Here is a 14252-nt window from a genome sequence, read left to right on the forward strand (position 1 = left end):
TCTAGTATTTTAAAATTAAAACTGTCCACGAATAATCAATTGAAATTAGTGCAAGTTAAATTAACACTTTTACCCTTTTAATTGCTTCAATACGCGCTCTGCTGCGCTTTGAGTTTTAAGTATTTCCTGTTTGCCATGCGCACTGGATACAAAGCCTGCCTCATACATGGAAGGAGCAAAATATACTCCATGTTCCAACATACCATGAAAGAACTTTTTGAATAATGGCTCATCAGAGGAGGCGACATCACCATAATCACAGACTTCGGATTTATCAGTAAAACAAAATCCAAACATTCCGCCTAATGATGCGGTGAATAACGGTATTTGCATTGATTCGGCAACATCAGACAGCGCTGCAATCAAATGAGTGGTTGTTTCATTCAAGTGCATAAAAAATCCAGGTTGTTCTATTTCATTCAAGGTAGCCAATCCTGCTGCCATAGCCAGCGGATTACCGGAAAGAGTTCCGGCCTGATAAACAGGGCCTTCTGGCGCCAGAAAAGACATGATTTCCGAACTTCCCCCTAATGCGCCAACAGGCATACCACCACCAATCACTTTACCAAAAGTGGTAATATCCGGTTTAATTCCAAATAATCCTTGAGCACCATGTAAACCTACTCTAAATCCGGTCATTACTTCATCAAATATTAATACAGCATGATATTTATCACAAAGCTCGCGCAGTCCTTGTAAAAAACCGGGTTTAGGAAGGATAAATCCCATATTGCCAGCAACGGGTTCCAATATAACTGTAGCGATATCTTCAGGATATTTTTCAAATAGTTGAGCGACCTGATCAAGGTCATTAAAGTCAGCAGTTAACGTATGTTCAGTGATACTTGCAGGAATTCCCGGAGTTGAGGGGATACCTAGAGTAAGCAGGCCAGAACCCGCTTTTACGAGCAAGCCGTCGCTATGACCGTGATAGCATCCATTGAATTTGATGAATTTATTTCTATTGGTATATCCTCGAGCCAGTCTGATCGCGGTCATTGTTGCTTCGGTACCTGAGTTAACCATTCGTACTTTTTCAATTGAAGGTACCAGCGATATAATTTTTTTAGCTAAAAGTATTTCAAGTTCTGTTGGTGCGCCAAAACTCATTCCACTATGTAAAACCTGGTTTACCGCTTCAATTACTTTCGGATGACAATGACCGAGAATAAGAGGTCCCCATGAACCCACATAATCAATGTAGTGATTATTATCTTCATCGATTAGATAAGCGCCAACACCCTGTTTAAAAAACAAAGGATCGCCACCTACACCTTTGAATGCTCGAACAGGAGAATTAACACCACCTGGAATAACTGTTTGAGCCTGAACAAATAAATCGGATGAACGGGACATAGGATATCTCACAAATCTATATTAGAAATAAAAACAATTAATGCAAAGTACCAGGAGTTGTTAACAACTAATAGTTCCAAGATTGTATAAACTCTGATTAACCTCATCATGTCCTTGGTACTCAGTTTGCTCCTGGAGGGCACACCACAGATAAGTTGTTGAGCAATTGTCGACAAATCCCACCTGATGCTTCATTTAGAAGCACTTTTCATGTACTGATGTTACAATTTTTTAATTGGATTAGCAAAAAAAACAGTACTGATTCGAGGTTTAACTTTACTTAATGCGCAACAGTAGATAAATTACCCATTTTTTTAAAGAGTATTCATTATGCAAGAGTATAAAAAGTACATATGCGTCATTTGCGGATTTATATATGATGAAGCTGAAGGTTGGCCAGAAGATGGAATTGAACCGGGAACACTGTGGGACGATGTTCCTGAAAACTGGTTTTGCCCTGATTGTGGAGCCGGTAAAGAAGATTTTGATATGGTTGAAATGGATTGATATTAAATTCATCAATGAACTCTGCCCTGCTATCCCTGTTTATTCTAATGAATATAATTACAGGGATGGTCTTGTCGTTCACTGAATATCAAAAGGGTTTAACCACAACTAAAATAACAATAGAAATAAGCAATAGCGTAGGTAATTCATTGAATATCCGATAAAACCGGGATGATTTTTTATTTTTGTCCTGAGCAAAAACTTTGAGATAATAACCGCAGGTTAAATGATAAATCCATAAAAGCAGAACTAAAGATAATTTGGCATGCATCCATCCGGCTTTTAGATAATAGTCCATATTGTAATAGATCAACCACAAACCAAACACCGTTGTCAGAATAGCCGCGGGCCAGGTAATTCCATAATAGAGCCTGCGTTCCATTATCTTAAATCGATCGAGGCTTATACTATCCTCTGCTGTAGAGTGGTATACAAATAGCCTGGGTAGATAAAACAAACCAGCAAACCAGGCAACAAGTGCAATAATGTGAAAAGCTTTGATTAATAACATACTACTTCCTCGTCATTTTTTTTCGTTTTTTTCTTGTACGTTTCAATAAATTCAAAGATTCGACCCCTAAAGAGAATCCCATTGCAAAATATAAATAACCTCTTGGAACATGGAATGAAAAACCATCTGCCACCAGAACTGTACCAATCAGGATCAAGTAACTTAGTGCCAGCATTTTAATAGTAGGATGTTTCGAGATAAAATCACTGACTGGTTCACTGGCATAAATCATGATAATGATGGCACAGGTTATAGCAAGCGCCATTACCCAAAACCGTGTAGTTAATCCAACCGCCGTCAATACGCTATCCAGTGAAAAAATAACATCAAGTAATGCGATTTGGATAATGACTCCTCTGAAAGTTGCTGCTGAATTTGAATTTTTAGGTATGGAGGATGTTCTGGATTCATTGGTGACGTCCTGATGAATTTCATCAGTTGATTTCCAAATCAGGAACGCACCACCCAAACAAAGAAATATATCTCGCGCTGAAAATGAAAAACCGCCTATTGAAAACAAAGGTTTTACTAGTTTTACCATGTACACTGCTGATGCTAATAATAATAATCGAGTCATCCAGGCAAAGGTAAGCCCCCATCTTCGTGCTTTTTTTCTTTTTTCCTGTGGTAGTTTTTCGGTTAGTATCGATAAAATAACCAGGTTATCAATACCTAAAACAACTTCAAGAATAATTAATGCAATTAAACTCAAGAATACATCAATAAACTCCATATCCTATCCCTGTAAAATTTCAGTTAAACCATTCTCTCTAAAATATTTGTAAAGGTAAATGATTCACTTTATTCATTTGCTTCGTTATAATTATTTGTGTTTAATCAAACAAGTGAGAATCAGCAATCATCAAATTCATCAAAAAGCTGTTAAAGAAAAACAGGGCTCATAAACCCCCTGTAGATTCAGCTTATATAATACCACGAAACAAGCATTCAATATCCAAAACAGATATTAGTACTAATGCTATCAAAGTACTCAATCGCTTGATAAGCAGCGGATTTCAAGCATATCTTGTTGGGGGTAGTGTTCGTGATTTATTACTTCATAAAGCGCCCAAAGATTTTGATGTGGCTACTAATGCAACGCCCAATGAAATTAAAAACCTGTTTAGAAATGGTCGGATAATTGGTCGTCGTTTTAAACTGGTACACATTTTATTTCATAGAGAAATTATTGAGGTTGCAACATTTAGAGGACATGATGCTGTAGACGCCAGCCAACAAACCAATGAGCGCGGCATGCTTGTTCGCGATAATGTTTATGGCTCACTTGATGAAGATGCATGGCGTCGAGATTTCACCATCAATTCTTTATACTATAACATTGATGACTCAACGATTATCGACTTTACCGGTGGGGTTAATGATGTACAGCAGAAATTAATTCGAATGATTGGAGATCCAGTAACCCGTTATAAAGAGGATCCCGTTCGAATGCTGCGAGCTATCAGATTTAGTGCTAAATTACAATTTAAACTGGCTCCGGAAACAGAAGCACCCTTCCCTGATATCAGTCATTTGATTACACATGTTTCCAATTCGCGTTTATTTGATGAAATGACCAAGTTGTACCAGTGTGGTGAAGCAGAAACGGTACAAAAACTATTAATCCAATATGGTTTATTTGAACATCTGTGTCCCCAGACTTCTGTATTGTTTCAAAGTGAGTATCCAGTGCATGCTTTGCTGGGTATCGCCCTGGAAAATACGGATACTCGCATCAGAGATAATAAACCCGTAACGCCAGCATTTCTATTTGCTGTGTTATTATGGTTTCCCATGATTGAAATCTCGAAAAAATTACAAAGTGAAGGGCTTGATCCTTTACCAGCAATAGAGAAGGCTATGTCTCTGACAATAGCAGAGCAAAACAAAATTATTTCCATCCCGAAACGTTATAGCCAGGTAATCAGGGAAATATGGTTGTTACAATATCGATTTTCGAAAAGATTGGGTGGACGAGCTTTTAATTTGCTCCAACACCCAAGGTTCAGGGCTGCATTTGATTTCATGGCGTTAAGAGCTTTGGCTGGAGATGAGTCCATTGAGTTGGCGCAATGGTGGACGAATTTTCAAGAAGTGGATGAAATTGAACAGGCAAAAATGGTTGCCCTTCTTACACCCGCGTCTTCATCCAAGCCACGACGAAGACGCAAGCCCAAAGCCGTCAAATGAATATCTGCTATTTAAGTCTTGGTTCGAATCAAAAAGCACCTGAACGTCAGATTAGAAAGGCAATTAAGGATCTGCGTGTTCTACCTGATACTTCAGTCTTGTCACACTCCAGTTTATACTGGACAAAGGCCTGGGGACTGACAAGTCAGCAAGATTTTTGTAATGCAGTAGTTAAAATATCCACAGTACTAAAACCCGAACTACTATTAAAATGGTGTCAAAAAATTGAAGACCAACATGAACGGGTCAGAAAAAAACGTTGGGGTCCAAGAACTCTTGATATCGATATAATATTATATGGAAATAGATCACTGCATAAGAAGAATCTGACTATTCCTCATCCACATTACTTATCAAGGGACTTTGTAATACACCCATTATCAGAAATTAATCCGGGAATGAGTTTGTAACTCCAATTTGCATCGTCATTAATCGGCTACAATTTAATTTAACGCTTCTACTTAAAATGAGGTTAATATGTACAAAAATATTCTGTTCGCTTCCGATTTACTTAATGAGCATTACCATCTTGCAGAAAAAGCTGCCAATATCGCCAAACAATTCAATGCAAAATTATATCTGTTACACGTAATCGACTTGCCAGCCAGTGTACAATTGGCTCAAGGATTGGGCTTTACTGAATTAGCTAACCCAGCCAAGGATGATGCTCAAACTGTTTTGTCATTAATTGGTGAAAATCTTAAAGTTCCTTCTAATCAACAATTTGTGGAAATTGGTTCCGTTAAAGAACATATATTCAGCAAAGTTAAAGAACTAGATTGCCAATTGATTATTATAGGAAATCACTCATCCAAGGGGATCCAAACTTTTCTCGGAAGTACCGCTCATGCTACTGTAAATCATGCGCCATGTGATGTTCTAACATTGAGAGTTTAAACAAGAACTTAATTTATTTTAGGAATCAAAATATATTTATTTAAACTGTTAAAAACAACCGATTAATTGTGTTAATATCACACAATTAATCCATTGATTTACAAGATAAAAACATGAATTCACTTACTACAGCATGGCAATCCTATAATAAATGTCGCAGCAAGCTATGGTGGCCATTAAGTTTTTTACTGTTAACGCCTTTGGCGGCCTTGATTGTTTTTGGAGTACTTATTCCCTTGGGTCTCGAAAGCCTGGGATTCATTACGTTCAAACACCCAGTATTGAATTTTATTTATCTTACTTTAGCTGGCACCCTCGTATTTTTTACATTATTTCCTTTGCTTGACGGATTATATAAAGCAATATTTTCTTATCTGGATGGTGAAGAAATCGATGAAAACTCGGGTTTTAACGATTTATACAACTCTGCGAATACTGGTATTGGCTTATTTGTTATGATGATTTTAATTGCTCTTGTAAATGCGATAGGTGTTTATATTAAATTTCTTAAATTGCCCATAATATTAATTACTTACCCCTGTATTATTTTTACACCGTTATTAACCGTAACAAACAACGCTGCACCTTATTTTGCCTGGAGAGAGTCAATTAAATTGGCCATCGGAAACTGGAAATTGACCTTAAAAATATATTTCGTGCGGATCTTAACTCTAGCGTCATTAATAGCCCCGATATGTATAATGATTTGGTCTGCACATCTCCCAAGAGTGTTTTTTCTACTGGTTGTTTTTTTTGCACCCATTGTTTTAGTGTATAACCTAATCAAAATATTCCCATTCTATTTCTTTTATCCTGCGTATGAATACAAACATACCCTTAATTAATAGGTAATATTGTTTTCGAACATATTCTGTAAAAATTAGTGTATAGAAGATGAATTGTGAATCGATTAGTGCATCAATGGATATGTCATATTCTCTTGCCGCTGTTATATGAAAATTAAGGGATGTCCCTTTTTTCGAATGATTAGTTCAACAGCGAAGAGAAATACTTTGTTCTGAGTTAATTCGTTCCATCAGTTCCTCGCCCTTTCGTCCTCCTTCTGTATTTGAGACGGTATTCAACAATCCAGCCCAACCAGGTACCTTGTCAATATCTCCAGCTGCAACCAATTCCTTCGATAACTTTTGATGTTCTAAACTTATTTTTTCGAAATCAGCTGGTTTTCCAATATACAAGTGAACTTCAATCCCCTTTGCTTGAGCGGCTTCAACAAATTGAATAATCTCTTCCTCGGGAGTCTTTTCTGAGAAACATATTATCATTTTAGGCTCATAGTCTTTATGAGCGCCAACTGGATGTGCTATTGTTTCCAACATGATATCTCTCATGCAATCCATTTCTTCTTTTGTTGCGTTCTCTGGAACAGTCAAAACCCAGCTGGCTGGAAAAAATTTATTATCAACCATGAATGTAGCGCCTGTATTATGTGATTTGAATTCGATATGTAATGGAGAAACAGAATTATTTTTTAGCATGTGCGCGAATAGCGACTGATTAGGGGATATCTGAAATTGCATGTTTGCATTACGAAGATTCATTGCAATCACTGCATTTAAAAACTCTTCATATCGAGCCTTTGCAGCTGCTTTTTCGTCATTTAATAGATCAGGCATATAGTACCTCTCAAACAGAACTTCATTAATTTATTATATACGATCAATCTTAATAGAAAATTATCCAATCTCTATTGGTAATCATTTGATACGTTATCAATAAGCTAAAGTTGTTAAGTCTAGAATCAATTTTGTATACAAAAGTTAACCGTGTCATCGAATGCATCTTGTAGCAGCTATTCGCCTATCAATTTTTGATGTTTTTATGTCATTTTGTTAGAGGTTTATCAATCCTATGAACGATTGCAAACATTAAAACAAGCAATTCTCAATTGGGGACAATATCAAAAATGCCCATTGTTCCTGAGTACTTGTTGAATACGGTTATTCATATATTAAATATTTATCATTCTAATTGATTATCATCGTGCATTGGAATGAGTCAGTGCTTTAAAACCTCGGCCCGTTATTCAAATTCTCTTGCTCTTCAAGCTCATCGGAACTCATCCCTTCTATCAAATTTGTAGCTGAATCTCTGTACGCATCTCTAGCTCGGTTAAAAGCTTGCACACAGAGTTCATGTTCAGGGAGACATTTCGCCACCCCTGTAGTTTTAGCTTCGGCTCCTTCATGGATCGTCTCTTGAAAGTCTTTCCTTGCAGTACCAGATACCCCAGAAGTAAGTGAACCAAGTTCTTTATTTGCAGCAAAAATTATAGAACGCCTGGCTGGTTCTAATTTTTGTTCTAAAATTGTAAGAGCAAAGTCAACGTATTCGTCTACAGTCTGACCCATTGTGTCTTCGAAACGTTCCTCGAAGTCATCTTGTGTTTCACCAACATGGATCGGTACCCCACTAGACTTTATTATAGCCTGCTTCATCGTTTCATTTATTGGACTTTCGTTGATCAGTTCGCTTGCTCTAACCACCAGGCCCATCATTGCATCACAATAAGCTTTCCTTGCCTTAATATATTCCTCCTCCAAATTCATATGATTTAATCTGTTGGTGTCACTCATGATATCGATCTCTATAAATGTGCTTATAGTATAAAAATAGAACATGGTGCAATATTAATCAATTTGAGGGAAATTCAATACAAAAAAGAGGCTTATCCTTAAACGTTGGGTTTATGCGAAATAGCCATAGAGCCTAAAAAGAATGCATATGCTTGTTCCCTATTCTTGATAACGTTAGGTTTTAATGATTCAAAATACCTAGCAATATAAGAAGAGCTTAAATCCTATGAACGATAATCAATAAAGTAAGAAATTAAAAATCAGAGGTGTCTCTATTTCTTACTTTTAACTCGTTTCATCAATCGTCGCTTTTTATTGACCTGGCGTTGAGATAATTTATTCTTTTTCTCGGCAAATGGATTCGATCCGCCTTTAAACTCAATTTTCAAGGGAGTACCAACCAAGCCAAGATGTTTAATAAACTCATTGTTTAAATAGCGTTTATAGCTATCTGGTAATGCGTCAAGTTGATTACCATGAATAACAATTACAGGAGGGTTATGTCCACCAATATGCGCATAACGTAGTTTAATTCTTCTGCCACTAACACAGGGAGGTGTATGCTTGGTACTGATATCTTGTAATAAACGGGTTAATCTAGGAGTAGAGAATGATTGCGTGGCAGATTCATAAGCTTCATTGATGTCTTTAAATAATCCACCAACTCCACTGCCATGAAGAGCTGAAATAAACCGGATTTTAGCGAAATTAGCGAAATGTAAGCGTCGGGATAATTCGTCTTTAACTCGTTCTTTATGTTCTTCGTCAAGGCCATCCCATTTATTAAAAGCAATAACCAGTGCTTTACCCGATTCAATAATAAAACCCAATAAATTCATATCCTGATCGGTAATGCCTTCTTTTGCATCCAGTAATTGCAAACATACATTCGATTCTTTGATTGCCTGCAATGTTTTAATTACAGAAAACTTCTCGATTTTTTCATCCACACGTGATTTTCTACGTACGCCTGCAGTATCAATAAGAACGTACTTCTGCTCATCTCTTTCAAATGGTATTGAGATACTGTCACGGGTTGTTCCAGGCATGTCGTATACAACAACACGTTCTTCACCCAGTATTCTATTAATTAGAGTTGATTTTCCAACATTAGGTCTGCCAGCGAAGGCTATTTTAATTGTTTTATCTCGGGTAATATCATCAACTTCAGGTATAGTATATGGTGATAAAATTGTCTCTAATAGGGAGCTGATACCACTTCCATGAGATGCTGAGATAGAGTGAACGTCAGTGATACCTAAAGATTGAAAATCTGAACAGGCAATATCATCATCCAATCCTTCTGTTTTATTAACCACCAGGTGAATTTTTTTATTCAGTTTTCGTAGATTGGCTGCAATTTGTTCATCAATTCCGGTTAAACCTGAACGGCCATCTACCAGAAAAAGAACTGCATCTGCTTCATTGAGTGCTATCGCAGATTGTTTCGACATTAAACTGTCAACAGCAATATCATCAACCCCAATTCCGCCGGTGTCCACTACGATGAACGGTTTATTATCATGGAAAGCCTGGCCATATTGCCTGTCACGGGTCAGGCCAGGAAAATCAGCTACCAGAGCATCCTGAGTTTTAGTAAGTCTATTAAATAATGTCGACTTACCAACATTAGGGCGTCCAACAAGAGCAATTACTGGAATCATTATTTTAACTCACAGACAGTTGATTAAGCAGTCCATTGTCTGTTAATACATACAGATTCCTTCCAGCCACCGTTGGAGAAATACTGACTCCCGCAGATAATTGAGATCGTGCCATTAATTCACCAGTTTGCGAATCCATGAAATGCAGATAACCGGTTTTATCCCCAACAACGATATCTTCACCTACGAGTACTGGTTCCGTAAGTCCTCTGGCTTTTAGGGCAGTTTGCTTCCAGTTGACATGACCTGTTAGCCTGTCCAGCGACCAAACCACATCATTACTATCGGTAAGATAGAGCGTGTTCGCACTCAATACCATATTTTTGAATACAGATCCTGGTTTTCTCCAGATAAATTGACCATCGGTCAAAGATAAAGCACCAATATATCCTTGGTAGCTGCCTAAATAGGCTACCTTATCTTTTATAATGGGATCTGAATCAATATCAATTAATCGTTCAACATCGCTAGCCCCTGTTGCATAAGCAATACTTCTTTGCCATACAAGTCGGCCTGAATCCAATTCCAGAGCATCCAATTTTCCATCAGAAAACCCTATAAGAACCAGATTGTCCATAATTACCGGTGAAGAGCTGGCTTTTAAAACCAGACTCGGTGAGCCGTGTTCTGCTGACCATAATTGCTTTCCATTTTGAGCATCGAAAGCATACACTTTTCCATCAACAGTTTTTGCTATTATTTTATGATGAGAAAGTGCTGGAGGAGATAAAATTTCTCCTGATACTTTGGTTTGCCACAACTCTTTACCATCAGCTTGATTCAATAAAGCTAAAGTAGAAGCGTTCGTACTGACAACAACAAATCCCTCTGCAACGGTTGGGCCACTAAGAATTCCATGATTTAATTGAGTTGACCATTTAACCTGACCATCTTTTTTATTAACAGCCTGAACTATACCGCTGGTATCTGCCGTGTATATTATATCACCTCTGATAACAGGCTTAAGCTTTAAATACTCACTGTATTTTCGTGCTTTTCCTACCGGAGCAGTCCAGTTTTGGGATACTTTAATCTTCGGTTGAATTTCCTCAAGGTTTTTAGGTTTTGGTGTATTATCTTTACCTAACAGATAATCATCAACTTGAGTACATCCCTGGAGCATTGTGCACAGTAATAATATTAATATTTTAATTTTCATAAACCATAAATCCTATTTTCAACAGCATTAAGCAGATTGGACTTTCTTTTCATTGATATTTGTCGATTGATTTTTAATTGCTAATTCATTAGTTTTCATTTCTAAAAATAAATTGCCCATACCGTTTGTTTTTACTTCATCAATTGCTAAACGATAAGCATTAATGGCTTCTTGATATTGACCTGTTGCTCCATAAATATCGCCTTTTAATTCATTGATAACTGGCAAATAAGTCTCATCAACAATAGAACTGAGTTCATTTAAAGCGTTTGTGTACGATTTTTCAGCAGCCATTAAACGGGCAATCCGAATTTTTGCAATTTGTTTTAAGGCGTTCATATCACTATTTGCAGCTACCAATTGTAATTCGCTTTGAGCTTTATCCAGTTTATTTTTAGTTACATAGATTTTTGCCAAAGTCATATGAGCAACATCTGCATATACAGTATGGTCATAATCTTTTATCAATTCATTTGCGAATGATCGAACTGATTTTATATTCTGATTCGAAAATGCAACCATCATATTTTCATACGTTATAGATGCCTGTTGTTTCAATTTATCCTGATGCCAATGCATATACCTATATCCAGCTATGCAAAGAAGAATAAGTGATAAAAAAACAGTTACTAAATTACCGTAACGTTTCCACCATTTTTTTATAACCTCTAATTGTTCATCTTCAGTCATATACACTGACATATAGTTCTCCCGCACTCACCCAAGATAGTTATTCAAGAATTCAATAATAGCATTTTGATCTATTGTAATCTGCTCTGTTTCAACTCGCAGATCCTTTATGCTGACCTTCATATTGGCTATTTCATCATCGCCTAAAATCAATGCCAGACGAGCCCCGCTCTTATCTGCTTTTTTAAACTGGCTTTTAAACGAGCCACCGGTTGTGTTCGTGATTATTTCAACATTTGAATACGCATCTCTAATCGTTTCGGCCATCAAAAGACCTTTTATTGATGCTTCTTGATTTGTTGTAATAATATATAAGGATTGTTTTGGATTGTGTTGCTCCAATAGATTTAATGTTTCCATCAATAATACAATTCGCTCTATACCTAATGCAAAACCTGCCGCAGGCGTTGGAGCTCCACCAATCTGTTCAACCAGTATGTCGTATCGCCCACCCGCACAAATTGTTGCCTGACTACCCAACTTATCGGTTACCCATTCAAATACAGTATGTCCATAGTAATCTAGACCTCGTACCAAAAATGGGTTAATGGTATAAGGTATATCCAGCGTATGCAAACCTTCACGAAAAGTATTAAAATGATCTTTGCTTTGTTCTCCGAGAACATCGATCAGTTTTGGAGCATTTGCAATCAATTGGTGTAAATCCGGATTTTTACTGTCCAAAATGCGTAATGGATTTCTATCCAGGCGTCTTTTACTGTCTTCATCCAAGTGATCAAAATTATCGCGCAAATAGTCAACCAGGATATTCTTATATGCCTGACGCTCCGACAACTCACCTAATGTATTGATTTGCAGCTCTACATTTCGTTCAAATCCAAGCTCTTTCCAGATACGATAAGATAAGGCAATCAGTTCAACTTCAATAATGGAGCTGGGCATCCCAAATGCTTCTACACCGAATTGGGTAAATTGTCTGTATCGTCCTTTTTGAGGCCTTTCATGACGAAACATGGGCCCCATATACCAGAGTTTTTGCTGCTGGTTATGTAATAAACCATGTTCCACACAGGCGCGTACACAACCTGCAGTACCTTCAGGTCTCAATGTCAAGCTGTCACCATTTAAATCGTTGAAAGTGTACATTTCCTTTTCAACGATATCAGTAACTTCTCCAATACTTCTTTTGAATAATTGGGTGCTTTCTATTAGGGGAAAACGAATTTCCTGATAACCATATCGAGATAAGCAGTGTACAAAAACTTGTTCTATGTGGCGCCAAATGCTTGTTCTATCAGGTAAAATGTCATTCATACCACGTATTGCTTGAATTTTTTCAGCCACCTTCTTTCTCCAGAGGCGTCATTTGTGAGTTAGGGGTTAATAATGACTGCATTTTGGATAAATCAGTTAGCTTAAGTTCTGTAGTATTATCATTTAAAGATAAATTAGCAGGACTTTCTTTACTGGAAAATACAGGCTGTGTATCTCGATTTTTTTGCCACCAGACACCTACAGCTACCATTACCCCAACCGCAAATAAAATAGTCACTAATCTGATGATGTATTCCGCTTTATGAGATTCACGTTTACTTTGCCAAAGAGCACGCTCAGGCTTCTTTTCGTAAGTATATTGATTATTAAATACTACTAAAAAAGGTTCGGGAGATACTCCCAATAATTTTGAGTAAGCACGTAAATAGCCTTTAACAAAAACCGGTTCGGGTAATAACTGAAAATCACCGGCTTCAATTAACTCGATAATCCGAACTCTTAAATGCAATTTACTGGCAACATACTCAATTGTGTAACCTTTTTGTTGACGTAGATTCGCTAGTTGTTTTCCTGGATTGTCAATCTCATTAGGATTCGCATCATCCATTGTGGCTGTTGTATTCATCATTTACTCCACTATTATCAGTAGTTGATTCCATTTTCCTGAAATTATTTTCATATTGTGCAGCTACAGCGTAATTGCCAGTTTTAATGGCAATGTCTTTAGCTAAAGGTAAAAAATATCGATCGTTTAATACCAAATCAGGGTGCTTTTGCAAGAGACTATAAGCTTCTGCATCATGACCCATTTTGCTTTCGAGTTTTACCAGTTCGTATAACGATTCCTTTCTTGAAGGATCTTGATCCAGAGCATTTGTAAAGTACAGTTTTGCTTTATCATTATCAGGAATAGCCAATGCACAAAGTCCTGCATTTTCATAAGCGGCAGACGTATTAATGTACTGGACATCTTTAACTGCTTTTAAAAAATATGTTTCAGCTTTTTTATAATCACCTTGGCGACATAAAAAGGTCCCATAATTATTTAATTGCGCACCGCCTCCTGAGGATAATGAGATGGCTTTTAAATAGTATTTTTTAGCTTCATCAAGCTCATTCGTCTGCTCAAAATAATAGGCCATAGCGGCATTAACATCAGCTGAGTTTGGTTCTTGTTCCATTGCAGTAAGCAATTTCTTCTTGGCTCGTGGTCTATCACCCTGCTTTAAATATCCTAAACCCAATTGCATATTGTAACTGGCTGCCTTGCTCAGGTCGGTTTTTTTAGTTTCTGGCTCAGTATTTTCATCCGCATGTTTACACGCTTGGAGAAACACGAATATACTGATTAATAAGTACCGTAATACTATTCGCACGACAACCACTTAACGTTAGAAATGATTTCGCATTATAACCACTTAATGAGAAATTAAAAATGTTTTGTC

16 protein-coding genes are annotated in these 14252 nt (G+C 37.1%); 5 read left to right on the plus strand and 11 right to left on the minus strand.

From position 1 onward, the window contains the following. Positions 1–69: 69 nt before the first annotated feature. Positions 70–1356, minus strand: a complete 1287-nt coding sequence (gene hemL / locus IZU94_RS02285; protein ID WP_203107602.1) for a glutamate-1-semialdehyde 2,1-aminomutase — start codon at positions 1354–1356, stop codon at positions 70–72. Positions 1357–1686: 330 nt separating this feature from the next. Here hemL and IZU94_RS02290 point away from each other — a divergent pair, with 330 nt between their 5' ends. After that, on the plus strand, positions 1687–1863 hold the full coding sequence (locus IZU94_RS02290) for a rubredoxin (protein ID WP_203107604.1): 177 nt from the start codon (positions 1687–1689) through the stop codon (positions 1861–1863). 88 nt (positions 1864–1951) lie between these two features. On the opposite strand, the gene hemJ is transcribed toward IZU94_RS02290, so the two are convergent. Together hemJ and IZU94_RS02300 are read right to left on the minus strand one after the other, a co-directional pair. Further along, positions 1952–2374 carry a protoporphyrinogen oxidase HemJ gene (gene hemJ, locus IZU94_RS02295; protein ID WP_203107606.1) on the minus strand — a complete coding sequence of 141 codons (423 nt, stop codon included), beginning with the start codon at positions 2372–2374 and terminating at the stop codon, positions 1952–1954. A 1-nt stretch (position 2375) separates the two neighbouring features. Further along, on the minus strand, positions 2376–3107 hold the full coding sequence (locus IZU94_RS02300; protein ID WP_203107608.1) for a TerC family protein: 732 nt from the start codon (positions 3105–3107) through the stop codon (positions 2376–2378). A 146-nt stretch (positions 3108–3253) separates the two neighbouring features. On the opposite strand from IZU94_RS02300, the gene pcnB reads away from it, so the two are divergent. The 4 genes from pcnB to IZU94_RS02320 all read left to right on the plus strand — a co-directional run bounded on the left by pcnB (position 3254) and on the right by IZU94_RS02320 (position 6306). Then, positions 3254–4564 (plus strand): polynucleotide adenylyltransferase PcnB, encoded by a 1311-nt coding sequence (gene pcnB / locus IZU94_RS02305; protein WP_203107845.1) that lies wholly within the window; start codon positions 3254–3256, stop codon positions 4562–4564. Continuing rightward, the gene (gene folK, locus IZU94_RS02310; protein ID WP_203107610.1) at positions 4561–4974 is read left to right on the plus strand and encodes a 2-amino-4-hydroxy-6-hydroxymethyldihydropteridine diphosphokinase; all 414 of its coding nucleotides are present in this window, start codon (positions 4561–4563) and stop codon (positions 4972–4974) included. Before pcnB ends, folK begins: the two co-directional genes overlap by 4 nt. Positions 4975–5041: 67 nt before the next feature. Next, the gene (locus IZU94_RS02315) at positions 5042–5461 is read left to right on the plus strand and encodes a universal stress protein (RefSeq protein WP_203107612.1); all 420 of its coding nucleotides are present in this window, start codon (positions 5042–5044) and stop codon (positions 5459–5461) included. Positions 5462–5574: 113 nt separating this feature from the next. Then, on the plus strand, positions 5575–6306 hold the full coding sequence (locus tag IZU94_RS02320) for a hypothetical protein (protein ID WP_203107614.1): 732 nt from the start codon (positions 5575–5577) through the stop codon (positions 6304–6306). 147 nt (positions 6307–6453) lie between these two features. Here the strand turns inward: IZU94_RS02320 and IZU94_RS02325 are convergent, their stop codons facing one another. The 8 genes from IZU94_RS02325 to pilW all read right to left on the minus strand — a co-directional run bounded on the left by IZU94_RS02325 (position 6454) and on the right by pilW (position 14183). Next, on the minus strand, positions 6454–7098 hold the full coding sequence (locus tag IZU94_RS02325; protein ID WP_203107616.1) for a hypothetical protein: 645 nt from the start codon (positions 7096–7098) through the stop codon (positions 6454–6456). Positions 7099–7488: 390 nt separating this feature from the next. Next, complete coding sequence (locus tag IZU94_RS02330; protein ID WP_238400670.1) at positions 7489–8058, minus strand: hypothetical protein; 570 nt, start codon at positions 8056–8058, stop codon at positions 7489–7491. 272 nt (positions 8059–8330) lie between these two features. Next, positions 8331–9722 (minus strand): ribosome biogenesis GTPase Der, encoded by a 1392-nt coding sequence (der, locus tag IZU94_RS02335; protein WP_203107618.1) that lies wholly within the window; start codon positions 9720–9722, stop codon positions 8331–8333. A gap of 4 nt (positions 9723–9726) precedes the next feature. Then, a complete protein-coding gene (gene bamB, locus IZU94_RS02340) occupies positions 9727–10881 on the minus strand; it encodes an outer membrane protein assembly factor BamB (protein WP_203107620.1) in 1155 nt (384 codons plus the stop codon). Between the two features lie 27 nt (positions 10882–10908). Further along, positions 10909–11583, minus strand: coding sequence for a YfgM family protein (locus IZU94_RS02345; RefSeq protein ID WP_203107622.1), 675 nt, complete (start codon positions 11581–11583; stop codon positions 10909–10911). Between the two features lie 15 nt (positions 11584–11598). After that, entirely contained in the window at positions 11599–12876 is a 1278-nt protein-coding gene (gene hisS / locus IZU94_RS02350; protein ID WP_203107624.1) for a histidine--tRNA ligase, read from the minus strand. Beyond that, the gene (locus IZU94_RS02355) at positions 12869–13432 is read right to left on the minus strand and encodes a helix-turn-helix domain-containing protein (RefSeq protein ID WP_203107849.1); all 564 of its coding nucleotides are present in this window, start codon (positions 13430–13432) and stop codon (positions 12869–12871) included. The genes hisS and IZU94_RS02355 overlap by 8 nt, the downstream gene beginning before the upstream one ends. After that, positions 13407–14183 carry a type IV pilus biogenesis/stability protein PilW gene (gene pilW / locus IZU94_RS02360; protein ID WP_203107626.1) on the minus strand — a complete coding sequence of 259 codons (777 nt, stop codon included), beginning with the start codon at positions 14181–14183 and terminating at the stop codon, positions 13407–13409. The genes IZU94_RS02355 and pilW overlap by 26 nt, the downstream gene beginning before the upstream one ends. Between the last annotated feature and the right edge of the window lie 69 nt (positions 14184–14252).

The sequence above is a fragment of the Legionella bononiensis genome, assembly GCF_016786215.1.
GTDB lineage: Bacteria > Pseudomonadota > Gammaproteobacteria > Legionellales > Legionellaceae > Legionella > Legionella bononiensis.

Excerpts from the sequence above, each read along its gene's own strand:
- bamB (WP_203107620.1), bottom strand. The coding sequence starts at position 10,881 with ATGAAAATTAAAATATTAATATTATTACTGTGCACAATGCTCCAGGGA.
- hemJ (WP_203107606.1), bottom strand. The coding sequence starts at position 2,374 with ATGTTATTAATCAAAGCTTTTCACATTATTGCACTTGTTGCCTGGTTT.
- IZU94_RS02315 (WP_203107612.1), top strand. The coding sequence starts at position 5,042 with ATGTACAAAAATATTCTGTTCGCTTCCGATTTACTTAATGAGCATTAC.
- IZU94_RS02330 (WP_238400670.1), bottom strand. The coding sequence starts at position 8,058 with ATGAGTGACACCAACAGATTAAATCATATGAATTTGGAGGAGGAATAT.
- IZU94_RS02300 (WP_203107608.1), bottom strand. The coding sequence starts at position 3,107 with ATGGAGTTTATTGATGTATTCTTGAGTTTAATTGCATTAATTATTCTT.
- IZU94_RS02355 (WP_203107849.1), bottom strand. The coding sequence starts at position 13,432 with ATGAATACAACAGCCACAATGGATGATGCGAATCCTAATGAGATTGAC.
- hemL (WP_203107602.1), bottom strand. The coding sequence starts at position 1,356 with ATGTCCCGTTCATCCGATTTATTTGTTCAGGCTCAAACAGTTATTCCA.
- IZU94_RS02345 (WP_203107622.1), bottom strand. The coding sequence starts at position 11,583 with ATGTCAGTGTATATGACTGAAGATGAACAATTAGAGGTTATAAAAAAA.
- IZU94_RS02320 (WP_203107614.1), top strand. The coding sequence starts at position 5,575 with ATGAATTCACTTACTACAGCATGGCAATCCTATAATAAATGTCGCAGC.
- IZU94_RS02325 (WP_203107616.1), bottom strand. The coding sequence starts at position 7,098 with ATGCCTGATCTATTAAATGACGAAAAAGCAGCTGCAAAGGCTCGATAT.
- IZU94_RS02290 (WP_203107604.1), top strand. The coding sequence starts at position 1,687 with ATGCAAGAGTATAAAAAGTACATATGCGTCATTTGCGGATTTATATAT.
- folK (WP_203107610.1), top strand. The coding sequence starts at position 4,561 with ATGAATATCTGCTATTTAAGTCTTGGTTCGAATCAAAAAGCACCTGAA.
- der (WP_203107618.1), bottom strand. The coding sequence starts at position 9,722 with ATGATTCCAGTAATTGCTCTTGTTGGACGCCCTAATGTTGGTAAGTCG.